Origin of the sequence: uncultured Campylobacter sp., assembly GCF_937921625.1 — a bacterium.
Taxonomy (GTDB): Bacteria; Campylobacterota; Campylobacteria; order Campylobacterales; family Campylobacteraceae; genus Campylobacter_B.
Genome location: NZ_CAKZTI010000036.1, coordinates 93,165 through 111,396, shown reverse-complemented (window position 1 = coordinate 111,396; position 18,232 = coordinate 93,165). Strand labels below are relative to the sequence as shown.

Here is an 18,232-nt window from a genome sequence, read left to right as displayed (position 1 = left end):
TTAAAGTGAGATGATTATAGCCAAATTTAAATAAAATTAATTTTAGTTAAACGGAAAATATCTAATTTTAGATAAAAATTTACTAAAATTTGCCTAGTTCGCCGATTTTTTGTGAAAATTTTACGGCGGTCTCGGACGAAATGCTAAATTTCAAAAACTCGCTTTGCGCTACGAGCACGATCGTCGAGCCCAGCTCGAAATTTCCCAAATGATCGCCCTTTTTAAAGCTTAAATTTTCATATTCGTAAAACGCTCCCTCCCTGTTTGCGCACGCATTCGTCTGTATCTGCGTATCGAAATCAAATCTCATCTTGCCGACGTTTAAAGCGCCTACGAAAACCATCCACAAAATCCCGCCGTTTCGCATTTTACACTTCAAAATAACGCGCTCGTTTTTTGCGTAGAGGTTTGGAATTTTAAGTAAAAATTTCTTCGCCACGCTGTAAAGATCAGCAGGTATGTAAAGTGCCTGCAGCACGCTCAGATCGCACGGCGCGTGATAATGATGATAATCACGCGGGCTTAGATAGATGTTTGCGTAGCTTAAATTTACGCCGCTTGTATTTTCGCCGCCTTGGGCGTCCTCTGCGTTCGTTTCGCGGCTCGCACCGCTTTCATCGCTATAAATTTCAGCCTGCACGCCGCTTGCGGCATAAGTTGCGCCGCTTTCGTCGCTTATGATTTTCGCTTGCGCGGCGCGAAATTTCATCCTTGCGCCGGCATCTTTTGCGTATCCGGTTCCAACCTCGCCGCTCCCGTTCGTAGTAACCGCCCCGTCATCTAAATTTTTAACCGCTCCGCCGCTTTCGCTTGCAGTAAACGTGCGCCCCAGCAGCTCGCTAAGGCTGTATTCGCAACCCTTTACGCTAAAAGCTCGCATATCGGCGCAGCATCCGCTCTCAAAGATCACGCCGTCGCTAGGGCTTATAAAAGCTGTCTCGTCTGCCGCTATCTCGCGCGGACTCAGCAAGCGGCGAGTAAAAAGCGCGTTTAAACTCGCGTAGCTTTGCGGCGGATCAAATTCGCTCATATCGATTTTGAAAAATTCCACATATTTGCAGTTGATAAAATTTTGTATAAATTTAGGGAATTTCACCGCGGCGATAATCCCGAAAATCCTCGAAATAAAACTTCTCATCTATGCCTTTCTAAGCTTAAGCAGCGCGATCTCGGCATCCGCAAAGACCCTTATCGGCGGGCCCCAAAACCCTACGCCGCTGCTTACGTAGATTTGCTTCAGCCCGTCGTTATACAGCCCGTAAAGATACTTCTGGCTAAGCAGCACCAAAAGCGTCCATGGGAAAATTTGCCCCGCGTGAGTGTGTCCGCAGATACACAGATCGACCTCGTCGCGCACGAAGTCCACGACGTATTTGGGCTGATGCGCGAGTAAAATTTTAGGCTTATCGGGATCTGCCTGCGCTAGCGCAGTGCTTAGATCGGGCTGCATGTATCCGAAGCGAAAGCCGCTAAGATCGTGCACGCCCATTAAATTTAGCCCTTCAAATTCCACGCTTTCGTTTTGCAGTACCCGCACGCCCGCTTTTTGCATCGCCGCGATAAGTCCGATTGCGTCGCCGCGGTAATACTCGTGGTTGCCCGCGACGAAAAAGATAGGCTTTTTGATCGCCTCAAGAGGCTGCAAAATATCCCCGAGCTCATCCGAGCGTAGATCAAACATATCGCCCACGATCAGCAGCGCGTCGAAACTTAGCGAGTTTATCTGCGCTACGACGCCTTGCAAAAACTCCTTTTTCAAAAACTCGCCCAGATGCACGTCCGAAATAACGACGAAGCTTAGCTCGCGAGCTAAGTTTTTGATTTTTATTTCGCGCTCGGTGATTTTTGGAATTTTTAGTGCATTATAAAGCCCCTTAAAAATATAGCTAAACGCCATTATCACGAAGGTTATGTCGATAAGGGTTTTTAAAAATTTTCGCCTGTTTTGGCTAAATTTAACCACATGCGCAGCGGCGCTTAGCACATCGTAAGCAAGGCAGATAAAAAAGAGCGAAAAGGACGCTGCCATGCAAAATACGCATAGTTTATAGAGCAGCTCGTTTTTAAAGCTTCCATTAAGCCCAAAACCCGCAAAAAATATCGCATCTAAAATCGCCAAAGCTATGCAAAGCAAGCTCAAGGCAGGGCGGAAGATCACGAAATTTTTATATGGCGTAAAGCGCGCGTTGATCGATCTGTAGACGTAAAGATTAAAAAACAGAAATAAAACGGTGCCGACGATCGGAAAAATATAGGCGCTTTTCAAACTCTAGCCTTGGATATACTCGTCCAGCTTATCTTTATCAAAGCCCGTGATTTCTTGCTTATCGTCCAAAATTAGCGCGCCACTCTTTTTAAATTTAGTGATAGTGCGCGAAAATGTTTCGGGAGTCACGTTTAGAATTCTGGCTATTCTAGTGTATTTCGTGCTCATAAAAATATCGAAATTCTCGTTGATAAACTTAGCGATCCTGCCGTCGCAGCTAAGCACGACTTGATTATCAAAGACCGCATTTAGCGCGCGGATCTTCTCAGACATCGATTTTAAAAGCTCCAGGCAAATTTTAGGATCGCTCATAAACTCGTTTTTAAATTTTTCATAATCGATCTTTAGCACCTCGCCGTTTGTCGAAAACACGCCACTTGCAGGATAGCTCGTCTCTTCGAAATTTACCATCTCCGCCACGAGCGAGATGGGGCGGATCTCACGCATATGGATCTCACGCCCCTTTGCGGAGGTTTTATAGATTTTTAAAATTCCTTTTAGCAGGATTAATAGATACTGCGAGCGCTCGCCCTCGAAAAATAAAATTTCGCCCTTTTTGTAGCTTTTATGGATGCTAATCTGCTCCAAACGATCGATTTGCGCTGCGCTTAGAGCTTTGAAATAAGGAATTCTCTCAAGCATCGCCGCGACCTATTTTTTAAGCAGGTCTCTTATCTCGGTAAGAAGTTTAATCTCTTCGCTAGGCTCCGCAGGTGCGGCAGGCTCCGGCGCAGGAGCAGGCTTTTTAAGCTTATTGATCGCCTTGATCGCGCAGAATATACAAAATGCGATGATTATAAAATCGACCGTTACCTGGATAAACGAGCCGTAGTTTATCGTAACGGCGGGGGTCTGCCCCACCGCTTCTTTTAGCACGATCTTAAGGTCGGTAAAATTCATCCCTCCCGTAAGAAGTCCTAAAACCGGCATCATGATGTCGCTTACGAGCGAGGTTACGATCTTGCCGAAAGCCCCACCGATGACGACGCCCACCGCCATATCGATGACGTTTCCTTTCATCGCGAATTCTTTGAATTCCTGAATGAAACTCATATTGTCTCCTTAGATAAGATGCGCCGATATTAGCCTATTTTTGCTTTGTTTTTGCTTTTTATTAGGAAGTAAAAAGTATAATCCCAGCTTAAATTTAAACCCAAAGGACCTAAATTGTATCGCTTCGCTCCGTCGCCCACCGGCGATATGCATATCGGAAATTTACGCGCGGCTATTTTCAACTACATCTGCTCGCTGCAAGATAAAAGCGGCTTTATTTTACGCATCGAGGATACCGACACTGCGCGCAATATCGAAGGCAAAGATCAAGAGATCATCGAAATTTTAAAGCGCTTCGGCATCTCGTGGCAGAGCCTGTATTATCAAAGTAAAAATTTAAAATTTCATCAGCAGTTCGCAGCCAAGCTACTCGCCGAGAAAAAGGCGTTTTGCTGTTTTTGTAGCGAGGAGGAGCTTGAGGCGAAAAAGCAAGCCGCCAAGGACGCGGGAGAGGCGTACCGCTACGACGGGCACTGCGAGCATTTAAGCGACGAAGAGGTGCTAAGCTGCGGCAAGCCCTTTACTATCCGCCTTAAAAAGCCCGATCACGCGCTGGAATTTACCGACGCGATCAAGGGGCGTATCGCATTTGAGCCGCAGAATATCGACAGCTTCGTCATCATGCGCGCGGACAAGACGCCTACATATAACTTCGCTTGCGCCTGCGACGATATGATGCAGGGCGTTAGCTTCGTAATCCGCGGCGAGGATCACGTCTCAAACACGCCAAAGCAAAACTGGATCCGCGAGAACCTCGGCTACGACGGCGAGATCAAATACGCGCACCTGCCGATCATATTAAATTCCGAAGGCAAAAAGATGAGCAAGCGCGAGGATAGCTCCTCGGTAAAATGGCTGCTTCAAAGCGGCTACCTACCCGAAGCGATCGCGAACTATCTGATCCTGCTGGGCAACAAAACGCCGCGCGAGGTCTTTAGTATGGATGAGGCGGTGGAGTTTTTCGACATCGCTAAAATTTCAAAAAGCCCGGCGAAATTTGACGAGGACAAACTCGCCTTTATAAACCGCGAGCATATCAAAAGAGCGAGCGAGCAGCGCCTAGCGGAGCTTTTTGAGCTTGAGCCGAAATTTGCGCCTTTGATAAAATTTTACACTCAAGAAGCGAGCCTTATCCCACAGATCAAAGAGAAGATCGCAGCGATCTACGGCGCGAAAGATATCCCGCAGGAGTGGGCGGCGCAGGCACAGGCACTGCGAGAGGCGATCTTAAATTTATTAAGCTCAAACGGCGCTCCAATGGAATTTAATGACTTCAAAACGGCGCTTTCGCAGGCTACAAATTTAAAAGGCAAGAGCCTGTTTATGCCGCTTAGGTTTTTACTAACCGGCGCGCCCCACGGACCGGAGCTTAGCGAGCTGTATCCGCTGATCCACGCCGATTTAAAGGAGATACTCGATGCTACTAAATAGCGTATTTTACGGCATTTTAGTGAGTATTCACTACGTGATTCAAGCTTATATGGTGCTAATTTTCGTCGCCTGCGTTTTGAGTTTCATCCGTCCAAATCCGTTCGGTAAATTTTATAAAATCGTCCGCGTCATCTCTGCGCTTACTGAGCCTGCGTTTGCGTTGGTGCGTCGCTATCTGCCTACGACTTTCGGCGGCTTTGATCTTTCGCCGCTTCTTATCCTGCTCGTGCTTAATTTCTTTGACAGCGCGATAATCTATATCATCAATAGGACGGTCATTTGAAAATATTTCTGAAATTTAGCCTTGTTTTGGGGCTGCTGTGCGCCGCAAGTAGCGGTAAAATTTTAAGCTACGAGGAGATCAAAAACGAGCCCAAATCCCTAGCCAAGGACTATTACATCTATCGCCTAATAGATGAGACGAAATACAACAAAGCGGAGATTAAAATTTTAAAACAAAGTATCTTTCGCTACAAAGGCAAACTAAAAGAGAAGCTAGATAGAATTTTCGGCGCCATTCGCCCTCCTAAGCGTCCGGATCGCTGCGCAGGAGTAACGGCGGCAAATATTTTAGATGCAAATTTAACCTGCAAAAAGGCGCGCTCATATCCAAATTTCATCGCCAAACTAAGCCCGTCGGTACGAGAGACGCTCGCTTCGCAGCTTGAAAAGTACCAAGACGCAGCAAGTAGAAACGCCGTAAATTTACTGCGCGGATTTAACGACGAAAATCCGAGCGAGTATTTTATGCAGAGCCGCAACGCGCAAAACTACTTTTTATATTACGACTACTTAAAAGGTGCGGGCAAAGACGCTCTGATCGACATCGACGCCAACGCAGCCTTCGTAAGCGAACTAGCTTCGCAAAAAGGTTTCAAAGCGGTTCTTAACGATGCGCTAATCAACCGCAAATACCCGCACTTGCGCCGCTCGCTCACGGGCGTCGATCCACTAACCGTGGAGAAGGACGTAGCGTTTATGCTGGGCGTAAACGCCGTCATGCAGGGCGACGAAGGGGCTGCGCTTGCATTTTTTAGCCGCGCGGCTGCTAGCTTTGAGAAGCCTCACGATGTGCACAATGCGAAATTTTGGATCTACCTGCTAAACGGAGATCAAAATGCCTTGCGCCAGCTTGCTAGCAGCGATTATTACAGCCTCTATGCGCTTTATGCCAAGGAGGTCTTAGGGGATAGGAATTTAAACATAATCATCCCAAATCCTGCTAAAAATTCCATCGAAGGCTACGATATTACCGATCCTTTCGCTTGGGTTCGCACGAAAAATAGCGCTGATAAGATGTCGCGCCCACAACTTTTGGAATTTGCTAAAAAATTCGACACCAAGCAAAGCATCGGCGAGTACTCATACATCATGAATAAAGCAAGCGGCGGCAAGGACAACTTCTATCCGACGCCGTTTATGGAGTATATCGGCGACGGCGATAACCGCCGCAAGGCGCTAATTTTGGCGCTCGCTCGCCAAGAAAGCCGCTTCGTGCCCGCATCGGTATCTACGTCGTATGCGCTTGGGATGATGCAATTTATGCCATTTTTGGCTAACGAGATCGGAAAAAAGCAACTCAAAATCGACGGCTTCGATCAAGACGATATGTTCCGCCCCGAAGTCGCCTACCGCTTTGCTAACATCCACATCGACTGGTTGGAGCGTAAAATTTACAGCCCGGTTTTCATCGCATACGCTTACAACGGCGGGCTCGGGCTCGTCAAAAAGATGCTTCAGCGCGACGATATGTTTAATAAGGGTAAATTTGAGCCGTGGCTTAGCATGGAACTCGTGCCGTATGCCGAGAGCAGGGACTACGGCAAAAAGGTACTCGCAAACTTCATCATCTACTCGCAGATCCTCGATCCGCGCGCGAAAGTCTCGGTACAACAGGAGCTGCAAGATCTGCTGATACCGAGTAGAAGCGACAGCTTCCGCTAAGCAGGCAGCGGGCTTGGAGGATGATTTTAAAAAGCGATGAGCAAAGAATTTTAAAAGCCGTCGCTTCAACAAAAGCGCGAAATTTGCCCGCTAAGGGCTTAGACGGGCAGATCAAAACGGCAAAATTTTATCGCGCGAATAGGCAATGCGCTATAAAATCGTGCGGAATTTATTTTGGTTTCAGTGACAAAATTTTATCTCTTGATGCTAGCCAAAGGTTATTTCTGCCCTACACGAAAGGCGGCGCGCCATGCAAATTATCGCGACCGCAGTTCTCATAGTAGCCGCCGTTTTGTGCGTATCGTCATTGAAAGACGAAAAGAAGCGCTCCGCAAATTTAGCGGCTTGTTTGTTTTTTATGGCGTTTGCGTATTGCGTACAATTCGGCGTAGGGGACGATAGCTACGTCCGAGTGGGCGGCGCGGCGCTGATAGTCTTTTTTATCTTTGCGGTTGCTTTTTTCGAGCTTTATTTCTGGGGCGACGAGCTTTAAAATCTAAAATTTATTGAAATTTTATCGCGGCGTTTTGTGAGCGATTAAATTAGCGCCGGAGCGCAGAATTTTAAGTGGCGTGAAATCAAAATCGGGCACTTTCGGCTATGGAATTTAATTTAAACAGATAAGCTATTCGCAGATTACCCGCCGCAAAGGCTGCGGCAGGTTTAAATTTAGCCGCTTTTGCGGCCTACTTGCGGCGCTTTAAAGCTTGGGTATGCAAACCGTCGTTTTAAAATTTCGGCAAGTTTTAAATTTTAAATCCACTCCTCTTTGCCGCTGCGCCGTTTTAGTTAAATTTTAACCGCGCGGCGCAGAGCTCGCGAGCGCAAGATGATTTAATTTTACGACCTTAACTCCGCGCGAGCTTCTGCGGAATAAAATTTAGCGATCAAATTGCTATTTGAAAAGCCCTTTGATCTTGCCGAAAAGCGACTTTTCGCCGCCTGCGCAGGTTTCGTCTTCATGATCTTCTGCGGCGGAATTCTCACTGCCGCCTTCTATCGTATCACCGCTGCACGAGACGGAATTCTCGCTGCTTGCCTTCATTATGTCGCCATCCGCTTCTATTGCACTGCTGCCGCCCGCTACATCGACGCTGCGCAAGGTAAAATTCTCTCTGACCATCCTAACGCCTCCGCCTGCCTTATCTCGCTCTATCGCCTCGCCGATCTGCTGCGCGGCGATTTCCGCATAGATCAGCGCGCCCTGCGTATCGCAATTAAAAAGATTTGAAAACGACTCGGACCTATTCAGATCGATCGGATTGGGCTCAATCACCTCGGTAGCCTCAAGCAGCCCTGCTTCAAGCTCTGCGGCGGAATTTAGCGCGTTTAAAAACACGGGCAAATTCTGCGCGTAAAACTCATCTATCGCCTCTTTTATCTCGCCGTCCGCTTCGTAATCGCGCAGCAGTTTCTGCACGCCATCGGCGCCAAGATACGCGCCGCAGCAGTAATTCTCGACGATCTCGTTGTGAATTTCGCCGCTAAATTCCGCTAAAAATTCCTTCGGCAAAACCTCGCGCCAATCGCTTATGTAAGGTTTAAATTTAAAGCTTTGCTCCGCCAAAAAGCTAAACGCCGTGCCGCGCGTGTAAAAATACTCTCTAAAATAGCCCTGCGCCACGGCGAGGTGAAATCCGTGCGTTTTATTAAAAATCCCCTGCGTGCCGTACTGCAGCGCCGAGCGGAAGCCGTCCGCGTATTTTTCTACATAAAATTCATCCATCCCCGCTTCGCGAGCGATTTGGGCGATAGCCTCAAAATCTCCCTTCTGCGCGAGCTTTAGCGGCTTAAAATACCACTGCGAAATTTCATCTTTGCCGATCGCATGGTAGCTTATGTCGTAGCCCACCCTCTCTCCTTTTAATCTTTCAGATCGATCTGCGGCTGCCAATACAGCGACTTTGAAACTTTGCGAAATTTCATCGTGGCGTTCAGACCATTTGAGGTGCGGTAGCTAAGCACCAGCTCGTCCTTATCGCTCTTAGGCGCGGTGATCTTGTAGCGGCTCGCCCACGCGATCTTAAAAAGCTCCTTTTGCAAAAGCGGATCCCCGTCGTGCAGCGGCACTACGTTTGCGTTTACGCCGTTGATCTGCACCGCGCGGATCTGAATCTCTTTAGGATAGGAGGTGAGCAAAAACACCTCGTCCTCCGCGGCGTTTCTAAGCTCGGGCGCGACGGGATTTAGATAGGTCGCCACTCCCAAATAGCGATCGCCCGCGCGCACCGATTCAAATTTTTGCGTGTAAGCAAGAAACTCATTTTTAAGCGGATCGTGACGGGGATCGTTTGCGGAGCAGGAGTTTAAAAATAGCGCTAGCGCGGCTAGGAGCGCGCCCTTTAGCAGGCCGTTTAGCGCGCCGCTAAAATCAAATTTCTTCATCGATCTTTCCTTTGAAATTTTAGGCGCATTCTAACGAATTTTGCTTTTTAAAAGGCTAAATTCGCTACAATCTGCTCATCTTAAAAAGCCGGATTTTAAAAATGAAAAGACTTGTTATCGCATTTTCAGGCCCTTCCAACAGCGGCAAAACGACGCTAATTTGCAAGATCGCTAAAATTTTTATCGCTAGCGGGCTACGGACTGCGATCGTAAAGCACGATCCCGGCGATAAGGCGCACTTCGACGTAGAGGGCAAGGACAGCGCAAAATTTAGCGAGCTCGGCGCCGAAACCGTCGTGATGAGCCCGACGCGGACGAGCTATTTTTCGCAGCGCTGTATGCAGATTGACGAGGTCGTGCGGATGCTAGGCGAGTTTGATATCTTGCTCGTAGAGGGGTTAAAGACGCTGCCGCTGCCGCGCATAAGCCTGTTTCGCGACAAGATCGATGAGGCGTATCTGCCCTTTTCGGACGCGATCGCTTCAAATTTAAGCGGCGAGCAGATGGATAAGTTTTGCTCTGTAAATTTCGACATCGACGACGCTGCGGGCATTAGCGAATGGATCTTAAAAAACGCCAAAAAAATGTAAAGGAATAAAATGCAAGAGATCGTAAAATCAATCCAAAATATCGCGCTACAAATCGCCGAGGAGCTGAAATATGCGGACTTCGGCTACACCGATCATCACAACAGCACGGGCGATACTCAGCTCAAACTCGACGTAAAAAGCGACGCCATAATCGAAGCGGAATTTCGCAAAAATCCGCTCGTGCGCGCCCTAATCAGCGAGGAGAAAGATGAAATTTTAACGCTGCAAGAGGATGCGCGCCTAATCGTCGCCTACGATCCGCTCGACGGCTCAAGCTTGGTGGACGTAAATTTCGCCGTGGGCTCGATTTTCGGCATCTACGAGGATGAAATTTCGCCCGCAAACTTAAAGGCGGCGATCTATTGCATCTACGGGCCGCGCCTTGAGATGGTCGTTTGCGAGGACGCGCCGAAGCTCTACCGCCTAAATCGCGAGGGCAACTTTAGCTTCGTAAAAGACCTGCGCCTACAGCAAAAAGGCAAACTAAACGCCACGGGCGCGACGCAAAAGGGCTGGAGCGAACCGCACCGAAAGCTCGTGCGGGCGCTGTTTGATGAGGGCTACCGCCTGCGCTACAGCGGCGCGATGGTAAGCGATCTGCATCAAATTTTATTAAAAGGCGGCGGACTTTTCAGCTACCCCGCTACCAGCGATCATCCTCGCGGCAAGCTTCGCGTGACCTTCGAGGTTCTGCCGTTTGCGTTCATATTCGAGCACGCAGGAGGCGCCACTAGCGACGGCGAGAACGGCTCGCTTTTGCAGCTAAAGATCGAGAAAATCCACCAAAGCAGCCCTTGCTTTTTCGGCTCGAAGTACGAGATCGCGAAAATGCATGAAATTTACGGCGAGAAAAACTGATGGCTGATACCCAGAGCAGCGCGCCGCGCGACGTTTACGACGAAATTTTGGATAAAAGCTTAGCCGCGCTGCAAGCCTGCCAGGCAGAGCACAATCTCACCAGCTGCTTGGAGTGCGAGAAGCTGCTAGATTGCGCCGTGCGCGATAAATACGTCAAGGCGGTTTATGAGAGCATGTCGCACGGCGCGACGGGGGATTTTTCGTTTTAAATTTGGCTATTGCGATGCGACGAGGGATTTTTACGAATTCGGGTATAAATATACCACCGCCTTCCTCTTGCGTCGCAAGGTTTTCACGAAAATAGCTGCGGCGCGGAATTTGCTCTGCGGTGCAGATTTAATCCGGCGGCGCGCAGGCTCTTGCTTTGCAGTGTAAAAAATTTGCTCCGCTGCGAAACGATAAAATTTACGGCGCGATTTGGCGTTGCGGCGAAATATGCTCTGAGGCGCGCCTGTTTTGCGGGCCAGATTTTACGGCGGGCGATAAAATTCAAAATGAAGGTGTAGCCAAATTGCAGGCACGCGGCTAAATTTCAAACGCACATACGGTTAATTCGGCACGCGGCTAATTGAAGCGGACAAACGTTGATCGGGCTCCGCGGTCGGATTTTTAAAATTTGTGGATAAAATTTTAAGACAGGCAGAACGGCGGGATTGTATCCTTCGTTGAGTTTTTAAAATTTACGGATAAAATTTTAAGGCGCGATTTCGCTTCGCAAAATTTTATCTGCGATCGTGAGCCGTTTATAAGCGCGGACGCGCGAAATTACGCAAAGTAAAATTTCGGCGGGTTAAATTTTATCGCCGCAATCTTTAAATTTACGCGACTAAAATTTACCGGCTTGCGCGAGCCGCCGTTCGTCACCGATCTTTTGCCGGTTTAAATTTTGCCTTGCGAAATTTGGCTCGAAATTTCACAATGCAGGCGAGACGGCGGATTTTGCCTCGCAAAATTTAAGCCGTAAATTTAAAACGCAAATTTAAACCACGATCCGTGCGTTAAAATTTAAAAGCCAAAGCGCAGGCAATCGCACGCGTTAAATTTAAATGCCCTGGCGCACGCAATGCTCGGTATCAGAATTTCAGAGCCAGCCAAAGCTCAGTAAGCAAGTGTGTCGCGAGCCGTGCATGCTAAAATTTCAAAGTTGAGATGCATGCGACTACGCGCGTTAAAATTTTAAAGCCAAGGCGCATTACGGCGGCGATTGCGTTAAATTTAAAAATCGATCGGCGATCGCGCGGAATTTTAGGATCGGTCCATTCGCGAAGCTGTGCGTCATCGACCTATTCGTAAAGCCGCGCCCATAGGTTTTTTCGCAATGCCGCGTGCCGAAATTTTATAGCAGATTGGGGAGTACAAGCAGAGGGATGCAATCGTTCGTACAAGGGGTTTTGTTGGGGCTGGGCGTTAGCGTGCCGATCGGCCCGGTAAACGTGCTGATAATGTCCTACGCGCTGCGAAGCTACACCAAGGCGCTGTGCCTGGGCCTAGGCGCCATGAGCGCGGATATGCTATATCTGGCGCTATCGGCGTTTGGCATATCGCAGCTAGCCAAAATCCCGATCGTTTTTGCCTGCATATCGGTATTTGGTGCATGCTTTTTACTCTACACGGCGTACGCGATCTGGCATGGCGCGACTAGCTCGGTGCAGCCTGCAAGCGTCGAGGCTTGCTCAGGCGTAGCGCTTTACGGCAAAGGCTTTTTGATAAATTTACTAAATCCATACGTCATTATGTTTTGGCTCAGCGTCTCTGCCGGCACCGCGCGAGCAGATTTTGCGCTTGCTCTTGCGGGGCTTGTAAGCGGAATCTTAGCTTGGATCACGCTTTTTCCGCTTGCGATATATTCTAGCCCGCAGCAAGCTTCCAAACATAGTAGTGCGAGCATTTGCATATATCTCGGCGTTTATTTTGGTATTTTTCGCACTAAAGCTTTTATACGCTATAATTTTTGCTAAAATTTAAACCAAAGGATGGCTTATGAAACCGATTGAAATTCTAAAAGAGCTCATCAAATTCCGCTCGCTCACGCCTAGCGACGACGGAGCTTTTAACTACGTCTCGATGCTGCTGGCGGACTTTAGCGAGGATAGATTCGAGCTAAACGGCGTAACTAACGCGATTTTTACCAAGCGCTTCGGACAGGGTCCGCACCTATGCTTTGCCGGGCACATCGACGTAGTCCCGCCGGGCGAGGGCTGGGCGAGCGATCCGTTTAAGCCGGTGGAAGCAGAGGGCTTTTTATACGGGCGCGGCGCGCAGGATATGAAAAGCGGCATCGCAGCGGCGATCTGCGCGCTAGCGGCGGCACACGATTTTAAGGGTACGCTAAGCCTACTACTAACCAGCGATGAGGAGGGTGACGGCATCTACGGCACGCGCGAAATGCTCTCTAAATTACGCGAGCAAGGTGCCCTACCCGACTTCGCAGTCGTTGCGGAGCCTACATGCGAAGTATGCTTCGGCGATACCATTAAGATCGGCCGTCGCGGCTCGATTAACGGCGTCCTCACGCTCACGGGTATCGGCGGGCACGCAGCCTACCCAGATAAATGCATCAATCCTGTCCACATTTTAGCGCCGGTGCTTGTAAGTCTTGCGGGGCATGATCTGGATGCTGGCAGCGAAGATTTCGCTCCAGCCAAGATAGTCATTACCGACATTCGCGGCGGTTCGCAGGTAGTAAACGTAACGCCCAAGGACGTACACGTGATGTTTAACGTACGCGGCGGCGTAGGGCTGGGGCTAGAAGACGTGCGAGACTATGTACTAGAGTTATTTGAACTGGACGCAAAAGATGCGCTATGCAGCGAAAGCGAATCCTGCGGCAAGCTAGAAATGAGCTGCACCGCACAGCTGCGAGCAGGCGCATCGCTGCACCTTGCGCTAAAAAGCTCCTCAAAGCCTTTTTTAACTCAGCGAAACTCCAAAATCGTGCAAAAACTAAGCGCTAGCGTGCAGAAGATCTGTGGCGCAGCAGCCGAGCTAAACACCGCAGGCGGCACGAGCGATGCGAGATACTTCGCGGAGTTTGGCGTGGAGACGGCGGAGTTTGGCGTGCGAAACGACACGATCCATCAGATCAACGAACGAGTAGAGATTAGCGACGTCGAAAATTTAGCTAAAATTTTTAGCGATCTGATAGAAAATTTCGGCTAATTTAAGAATTTGGCAAAGCTGCGTAGATTTGATAAAAATTCTTCGTTCTACCAAGTTTCGCCGAATTTGCTGGGGTTTTCGCTCGTAGTTGCTTGGCAAATTTTATCTTTGCCTCGCGTCTTACGTAGGAATTTCGCTCTGCGCCACTTTTGCTAAGAATTTTATCTGCAGCATGCTCGCCGCTTTTACAATTACTTTGCTATGCAACGTCGCTTTCGCAAGAAACTCTAGCAAAACGTCGCTTTCAAAGGCGAGCTTCGCCGACGAACGCTACCACTGCTAGGAATTTTTTAAAAGAATATTGCTTTTGCGCGAATTTCAGCAAATAGCGCGGTCTTTGCGCAAAATTCCCCTCGCTCTCTTTGCGTAGAATTTCATCTTCGTCAGGTGACTCTAGCGGCATACTGCTGTACTTTGCCGTCTCCGTGAAAAATTTTATCTTTGACGCGCCCGCTGCTTACGCAAGAAGCTTGGCTAAGACAATGCTGCTTCTGCCCCCCCAGGATACCGCCCGCTTCGTGGATCTATAAAATTTTACTTAGTCACGTTACCGCTAGGATAAATTCTGCCCCGGTTACCGCTTCTGCGCGGATTTTAACCTCGCTTCGGCAAGCGCAATTAAAAATTTACTTTGCCTTAATACGGCGGCGTTGAATTTTACCCTTGCAGCGCGGTGACGCAGAATTTTTAGGCTATGCAAAATTCCGCCTCAAAATTTGCTATCCTTGCCTATTTTCACGAAGGGGGCTGCAAAATTTTTACCGCCTCGCGTGCTGCTACACTAAAATGCACGCAAGATGAAAATTTATCGAAGGACTTCAGCACGGAATTTCGCGAGGCTAAATTTTATCACTGCGAAAAATTTCAACCGCTCATAGCAGGCGTCTAAGGCGCGATAAATTTAAAATTAGGGCTTTAAGTCAGCATAGCAAGTTTCGCTTCTTGCAAAATTTTAACTGCCTTGGTCGCCGCAAAACTAGAAATTTACAAAATCGCTTTATGAAATTTCGCAGCGTCGCGCGGTAAAATTTTAAAATCAGCGCCGTGCCTGCAAGGCATAATTTAACGGAATTTTACTTGCCCAATTTGGCTAAGCTTTCTCTTTCAAAGTTTAGCAGCCATGCTTTGGTAGCTACGCCGCCCGCGCCGCTGTATCCGCCGAGCCCGCCCGCAGCTACGACGCGGTGGCACGGCACGATGATGGGGATTTTGTTTTTGCCGTTTGCGCCGCCTACTGCGCGGCTTGCGTGCGGTCTGCCGATAGCCCGAGCTAGCTCGCCGTATGTTACGACCTCGCCGTAAGGAATCTCTAAAAGCTCGCTCCACACGGACTTTTGAAACTGCGTGCCATTTTGGCTCAGTTTAACGCTAAAGCTTTCAAGCTCGCCCCTGAAATATGCGCCAAGCTCGTCGGCGCAAAGAGCCAAATTCTTTCTTAAATCGCTAAGCCTTAAATCGCGTCCTTTATCATCCGCTGCACGCACAAAGCCCAATTTAAGCTTTGCGTCGTGTTTTTTAAAGATCTCATCGTTGGGGCTGCAGGCAGAGCTTTTGACCCAGTCGATACTGCAGATCCCGATCTCGTCATCCCAAATTTCAAGCATTCCAATAGGCGAATTAAAAAAGGCTTTTTGCATCTCAATCCTTTCAAATTTTTACTGGTTTGATCAAAAAAATTTTAAAAAGCGCTTGTTGCGGTGCGAGCTAAAGCTCGAAAACGATGGAATTTCATGCGGTAACGCGAATTTTTTAAAATTTATACGCAAGGTGCCGCAAAGCCTCTACTCAAACCGCACGATGTTTACCAAAACCCCGTCGAAAACGTCCTGCTTAAAGAGCTTGATCTCGCGCACGATATCTGCGTTATCATCGTCGATGACGCCATTTTTAACGAGGCTGTCCTCGATGAGCTTAAAGATAAAGGCGTGGTTGCTGACGTCAGAGATACCGCTTTTAAAGCCCATTTCAAGGCGTACCGGCACGCCTATGTGCACGCCGCGCAGATCCTTGGCGATGTAAAGATCAGCGATCGTGCGCACCATCTTTTTCGCCATTTGGTAGCTCGCCGTGGACGACAAAATATCATTAAGACCGAAATTCTCCATCAAAAGTGGAATACGAACGCGCGCCAAAACCCCTTCGCCCGGCTCGCTCGCGCTCTTTTTCAAAAACGAAATTTTAATCCTATGCGCGATGCCTATGAAACGCGGCTTAAGCTCGATGAGCCTAGCTTTAGACGTTTGCGGTAGCGAGATAGGACGCGAAGTACTTGCAATAGGCAGAGCCTGCGGACGCTCTCGAAGGCTCGAGCGCTCTTTCGCAGGCGCTTTGCGCGCAGGCTTGCCATAGAAATTTACGGGCTTAGTCGCAAAAGTTGATTCGCTCCCAAAAGCAGCAGACGCGGGCTCATCACCAAGCGCCCCCTCCGCCATAGAAGAAGCAAACGTAGAATTCTCACCCGTTAACGCAGGCTGCGTGGGTTGCTCAAATTCGGGCACAAATTTATTTCCCGCTTGCGGTGGCAAATTCGAAGGGCGCCACTCTTGTGCGGAGCTTTTCTGTGCTAAATTTTGCTCGTCGGAATTTTTTAGCGCGTAATTTTGCCCTTTTGCCAAGCACATTGAATCCTCACCGACTAAATTCTCATCTTGAGGCGCGAATTCCGAGGCATTTTCTAAGGCAAAATTTGCGGCACGGCGGCTAGCGAAATTCACGCTTTGCTTCTTGGCAAACTCGGAGCCTTGAGGCCCACAATCATTTGCGCACTTTATATCAAGCGCAGAATTTGCGAAAGTGGAATTTTTTGATGCAGAGCCTTGCGCCGTAGAATTTTTACTTCGTAAGTCCGCGTCCTGCTCTGCTACAAACAAATTTTCAACCGTAAAATTCTCTGTTTGCGCTATAAAATTAGAATTTTGCGCCTCAAATGCGGAATCTTTCACGAGCGCAGAGCTTTGCGCAGAAACAAAATTTCGCGATGTAGGAATGAAGCTTTGCCCTTTGGCAGAATTCGCAGGCGCAGAGCTTTGCGGCATAAAATTTTTACTCCTCGCATTTGCGCTCTCTTCGAAACTAGCAGCAAGCCCCACGCTCACGTCATCCTGCGCAGCATCATTTTGCGAAATTAAATTCTCGCACGCCGTATCCCACGCGGTATCTACGCAAAATTCCGCCCGAGCCGCACCATAAAATTCTGCTTGCGAAACATCTTGAAATTCCGCCTGCGAAGTAAAGCCTTGCGCACTCTGAGCGCTGCGCGCAGAAAAATCTCTCTCGCCGCGCCTTGCATTTGTGGCATACGAAGTCTTTGCCAAGCTGTCATTTGCCTCGGGCAAAACTGCGCTTAAATCTCCTTCACAAAAGCTACTAAAATCGCAGGCGTCGCCAAACTCCGCATAACCATAACCATCCGCTGCGCGGAAACGATCTGTGCGGGCTTTCTTTTTGGGCGTAGAAGAGAGGGTGAGCCTGCCTGCAAGCTCGCGTCCGCCGGAGTTTAAAATCCCAAAGATTCTAGCTCTAAAACGCTCGAACTGTTCGCCACTGAGCGAAATTTTGTCGTTTAGGCTCTGCACGCCGAAGTCTGCAGCGGTAAAATTTACGATCGCTCCGTCCCTACTCGCGACGCGCACGCGGCCTTTGACCGAGCCTTTTAGCTTAAAATCGCTGCCTGCGAGAATTTTTTTCATCAACTCCTTCGGATTGTAGGGCATTTTAGCGCTCGCCAAAAACCACTTCGTTAAATTTAGCGACGAAGCTTAGCGGATTGACACTCACGCCGTTGATTGCGATGCCGAAGTGCAGATGCGGGCCGCTGACTCTACCGCTCTCGCCCGAAAGTGCGATTTCATCGCCTTTGCGAACGTGATCGCCAAGCGTCACTTTGATCTCGCTTAGATGATAGTACTGCGAATAGATGCCGCCGCCGTGATCAATCACGACCGAGCCGCCCGCGTAGTAGCGATCTTTGGCGATGACTACGACGCCGTCGTTGGCGGCGCGCACCGCAGTGCCTACTGCGGCGCGATAATCGGTGCCGCTATGATAGCTTTTAAGCTCGCCGTTGAAAGTGCGGGCATTGCCGAACGCAGAGGTTATTTTGGAGTTTAAAGGCAGCTCAAACGGCGTGGAAAAAAGATAGCGCGGCGTGGTAATCGCATAGATCGCGTTGGCTTCGTCGAGCTCTTTTTTGATACGCGCGGCGGCTTCTTTGGGTGGTTTAACTTTACCAGGAGCGACACTTAGGGCCTCTTTTTTATACTCGCCCTTTTTCAAAGCGACGATCTGCTCACGGCTGCCGCTTTGATCTACTATTCGCAGCGCGAAATCTCCCTTAGCACGGTAATTCGCTGCTAAAACGGCGATTTTACAGCTAGAATTTGGCGCCTCGATAAGGGGGATTTTCTTTGAGCCAAAGCTCAACTCGGTTGTGCTTTTATCTAATTTTAAGATAATAACGTCACCGTTTACTATGTCTAAAGCGAAAATTTTGATCGCCAAAAGTGCAAAAATAGCTAGAAATTTCATAAATTTTCCAAAATTCGTT

The 18,232-nt window shown here is 48.7% G+C and carries 20 protein-coding genes; 10 read left to right on the top strand and 10 right to left on the bottom strand.

Annotated features, from left to right (window positions below; genetic code table 11):
• Window positions 1-82: 82 nt before the first annotated feature.
• From asd to mscL, 4 genes are read right to left on the bottom strand one after another with little or no spacing between them, the layout of a single operon-like run.
• Window positions 83-1,138, bottom strand: a complete 1,056-nt coding sequence (gene asd / locus Q0101_RS05990) for an archaetidylserine decarboxylase (protein ID WP_297943268.1) — start codon at window positions 1,136-1,138, stop codon at window positions 83-85.
• Window positions 1,139-2,266, bottom strand: coding sequence for a metallophosphoesterase (locus tag Q0101_RS05985; protein WP_297943267.1), 1,128 nt, complete (start codon window positions 2,264-2,266; stop codon window positions 1,139-1,141).
• A gap of 3 nt (window positions 2,267-2,269) precedes the next feature.
• A complete protein-coding gene (locus Q0101_RS05980) occupies window positions 2,270-2,908 on the bottom strand; it encodes a Crp/Fnr family transcriptional regulator (protein WP_297943266.1) in 639 nt (212 codons plus the stop codon).
• 9 nt (window positions 2,909-2,917) lie between these two features.
• Entirely contained in the window at window positions 2,918-3,319 is a 402-nt protein-coding gene (gene mscL / locus Q0101_RS05975) for a large-conductance mechanosensitive channel protein MscL (protein ID WP_005872182.1), read from the bottom strand.
• Between the two features lie 114 nt (window positions 3,320-3,433).
• Between mscL and gltX the strand changes: the two genes are divergently transcribed.
• The 4 genes from gltX to Q0101_RS05955 all read left to right on the top strand — a co-directional run bounded on the left by gltX (window position 3,434) and on the right by Q0101_RS05955 (window position 7,187).
• Complete coding sequence (gene gltX, locus Q0101_RS05970) at window positions 3,434-4,750, top strand: glutamate--tRNA ligase (protein ID WP_297943265.1); 1,317 nt, start codon at window positions 3,434-3,436, stop codon at window positions 4,748-4,750.
• The gene (locus Q0101_RS05965; RefSeq protein WP_297943264.1) at window positions 4,737-5,033 is read left to right on the top strand and encodes a YggT family protein; all 297 of its coding nucleotides are present in this window, start codon (window positions 4,737-4,739) and stop codon (window positions 5,031-5,033) included. Before gltX ends, Q0101_RS05965 begins: the two co-directional genes overlap by 14 nt.
• Window positions 5,030-6,694 carry a lytic transglycosylase domain-containing protein gene (locus Q0101_RS05960; protein ID WP_297943262.1) on the top strand — a complete coding sequence of 555 codons (1,665 nt, stop codon included), beginning with the start codon at window positions 5,030-5,032 and terminating at the stop codon, window positions 6,692-6,694. Before Q0101_RS05965 ends, Q0101_RS05960 begins: the two co-directional genes overlap by 4 nt.
• A 250-nt stretch (window positions 6,695-6,944) precedes the next feature.
• Window positions 6,945-7,187 carry a hypothetical protein gene (locus Q0101_RS05955; protein WP_297943260.1) on the top strand — a complete coding sequence of 81 codons (243 nt, stop codon included), beginning with the start codon at window positions 6,945-6,947 and terminating at the stop codon, window positions 7,185-7,187.
• Window positions 7,188-7,589: 402 nt separating this feature from the next.
• Here Q0101_RS05955 and Q0101_RS05950 read toward each other — a convergent pair whose 3' ends face one another.
• Window positions 7,590-8,546 (bottom strand): hypothetical protein, encoded by a 957-nt coding sequence (locus Q0101_RS05950; protein ID WP_297943258.1) that lies wholly within the window; start codon window positions 8,544-8,546, stop codon window positions 7,590-7,592.
• Window positions 8,547-8,557: 11 nt separating this feature from the next.
• Window positions 8,558-9,079: a hypothetical protein gene (locus Q0101_RS05945; protein WP_297943256.1), complete on the bottom strand. Its 522-nt coding sequence runs from the start codon at window positions 9,077-9,079 to the stop codon at window positions 8,558-8,560.
• A gap of 101 nt (window positions 9,080-9,180) precedes the next feature.
• On the opposite strand from Q0101_RS05945, the gene mobB reads away from it, so the two are divergent.
• The 5 genes from mobB (at window position 9,181) to dapE (ending at window position 13,686) form a co-directional block, all read left to right on the top strand.
• The gene (gene mobB, locus Q0101_RS05940) at window positions 9,181-9,669 is read left to right on the top strand and encodes a molybdopterin-guanine dinucleotide biosynthesis protein B (protein ID WP_297943254.1); all 489 of its coding nucleotides are present in this window, start codon (window positions 9,181-9,183) and stop codon (window positions 9,667-9,669) included.
• 9 nt (window positions 9,670-9,678) lie between these two features.
• The gene (locus Q0101_RS05935; RefSeq protein ID WP_297943252.1) at window positions 9,679-10,527 is read left to right on the top strand and encodes a class 1 fructose-bisphosphatase; all 849 of its coding nucleotides are present in this window, start codon (window positions 9,679-9,681) and stop codon (window positions 10,525-10,527) included.
• Window positions 10,527-10,736, top strand: a complete 210-nt coding sequence (locus tag Q0101_RS05930) for a hypothetical protein (RefSeq protein WP_291936097.1) — start codon at window positions 10,527-10,529, stop codon at window positions 10,734-10,736. Before Q0101_RS05935 ends, Q0101_RS05930 begins: the two co-directional genes overlap by 1 nt.
• Before the next feature lie 1,158 nt (window positions 10,737-11,894).
• Window positions 11,895-12,485 carry a LysE family translocator gene (locus Q0101_RS05925; RefSeq protein WP_297943249.1) on the top strand — a complete coding sequence of 197 codons (591 nt, stop codon included), beginning with the start codon at window positions 11,895-11,897 and terminating at the stop codon, window positions 12,483-12,485.
• Between the two features lie 22 nt (window positions 12,486-12,507).
• Entirely contained in the window at window positions 12,508-13,686 is a 1,179-nt protein-coding gene (dapE, locus tag Q0101_RS05920; RefSeq protein ID WP_297943247.1) for a succinyl-diaminopimelate desuccinylase, read from the top strand.
• A 244-nt stretch (window positions 13,687-13,930) separates the two neighbouring features.
• Here dapE and Q0101_RS05915 read toward each other — a convergent pair whose 3' ends face one another.
• The gene (locus Q0101_RS05915) at window positions 13,931-14,089 is read right to left on the bottom strand and encodes a hypothetical protein (RefSeq protein WP_297943245.1); all 159 of its coding nucleotides are present in this window, start codon (window positions 14,087-14,089) and stop codon (window positions 13,931-13,933) included.
• A 291-nt stretch (window positions 14,090-14,380) separates the two neighbouring features.
• On the opposite strand from Q0101_RS05915, the gene Q0101_RS05910 reads away from it, so the two are divergent.
• Window positions 14,381-14,575: a hypothetical protein gene (locus Q0101_RS05910; RefSeq protein ID WP_297943243.1), complete on the top strand. Its 195-nt coding sequence runs from the start codon at window positions 14,381-14,383 to the stop codon at window positions 14,573-14,575.
• A 184-nt stretch (window positions 14,576-14,759) separates the two neighbouring features.
• Here the strand turns inward: Q0101_RS05910 and Q0101_RS05905 are convergent, their stop codons facing one another.
• The 3 genes from Q0101_RS05905 to Q0101_RS05895 form a co-directional block, all read right to left on the bottom strand.
• Complete coding sequence (locus Q0101_RS05905; protein ID WP_297943241.1) at window positions 14,760-15,323, bottom strand: methylated-DNA--[protein]-cysteine S-methyltransferase; 564 nt, start codon at window positions 15,321-15,323, stop codon at window positions 14,760-14,762.
• Window positions 15,324-15,467: 144 nt separating this feature from the next.
• Complete coding sequence (locus tag Q0101_RS05900; protein ID WP_297943238.1) at window positions 15,468-17,375, bottom strand: hypothetical protein; 1,908 nt, start codon at window positions 17,373-17,375, stop codon at window positions 15,468-15,470.
• A 25-nt stretch (window positions 17,376-17,400) separates the two neighbouring features.
• A complete protein-coding gene (locus Q0101_RS05895; RefSeq protein WP_297943236.1) occupies window positions 17,401-18,213 on the bottom strand; it encodes a M23 family metallopeptidase in 813 nt (270 codons plus the stop codon).
• Between the last annotated feature and the right edge of the window lie 19 nt (window positions 18,214-18,232).

Coding starts and splice junctions, on each gene's coding strand:
- Q0101_RS05925 (WP_297943249.1), top strand. CDS start 11,895: ATGCAATCGTTCGTACAAGGGGTTTTGTTGGGGCTGGGCGTTAGCGTG.
- asd (WP_297943268.1), bottom strand. CDS start 1,138: ATGAGAAGTTTTATTTCGAGGATTTTCGGGATTATCGCCGCGGTGAAA.
- Q0101_RS05955 (WP_297943260.1), top strand. CDS start 6,945: ATGCAAATTATCGCGACCGCAGTTCTCATAGTAGCCGCCGTTTTGTGC.
- Q0101_RS05930 (WP_291936097.1), top strand. CDS start 10,527: ATGGCTGATACCCAGAGCAGCGCGCCGCGCGACGTTTACGACGAAATT.
- Q0101_RS05900 (WP_297943238.1), bottom strand. CDS start 17,375: ATGAAAAAAATTCTCGCAGGCAGCGATTTTAAGCTAAAAGGCTCGGTC.
- mscL (WP_005872182.1), bottom strand. CDS start 3,319: ATGAGTTTCATTCAGGAATTCAAAGAATTCGCGATGAAAGGAAACGTC.
- Q0101_RS05910 (WP_297943243.1), top strand. CDS start 14,381: ATGCAAAATTCCGCCTCAAAATTTGCTATCCTTGCCTATTTTCACGAA.
- mobB (WP_297943254.1), top strand. CDS start 9,181: ATGAAAAGACTTGTTATCGCATTTTCAGGCCCTTCCAACAGCGGCAAA.
- Q0101_RS05935 (WP_297943252.1), top strand. CDS start 9,679: ATGCAAGAGATCGTAAAATCAATCCAAAATATCGCGCTACAAATCGCC.
- Q0101_RS05965 (WP_297943264.1), top strand. CDS start 4,737: ATGCTACTAAATAGCGTATTTTACGGCATTTTAGTGAGTATTCACTAC.
- Q0101_RS05980 (WP_297943266.1), bottom strand. CDS start 2,908: ATGCTTGAGAGAATTCCTTATTTCAAAGCTCTAAGCGCAGCGCAAATC.
- Q0101_RS05905 (WP_297943241.1), bottom strand. CDS start 15,323: ATGCAAAAAGCCTTTTTTAATTCGCCTATTGGAATGCTTGAAATTTGG.
- dapE (WP_297943247.1), top strand. CDS start 12,508: ATGAAACCGATTGAAATTCTAAAAGAGCTCATCAAATTCCGCTCGCTC.
- Q0101_RS05945 (WP_297943256.1), bottom strand. CDS start 9,079: ATGAAGAAATTTGATTTTAGCGGCGCGCTAAACGGCCTGCTAAAGGGC.
- Q0101_RS05895 (WP_297943236.1), bottom strand. CDS start 18,213: ATGAAATTTCTAGCTATTTTTGCACTTTTGGCGATCAAAATTTTCGCT.
- Q0101_RS05915 (WP_297943245.1), bottom strand. CDS start 14,089: ATGCCGCTAGAGTCACCTGACGAAGATGAAATTCTACGCAAAGAGAGC.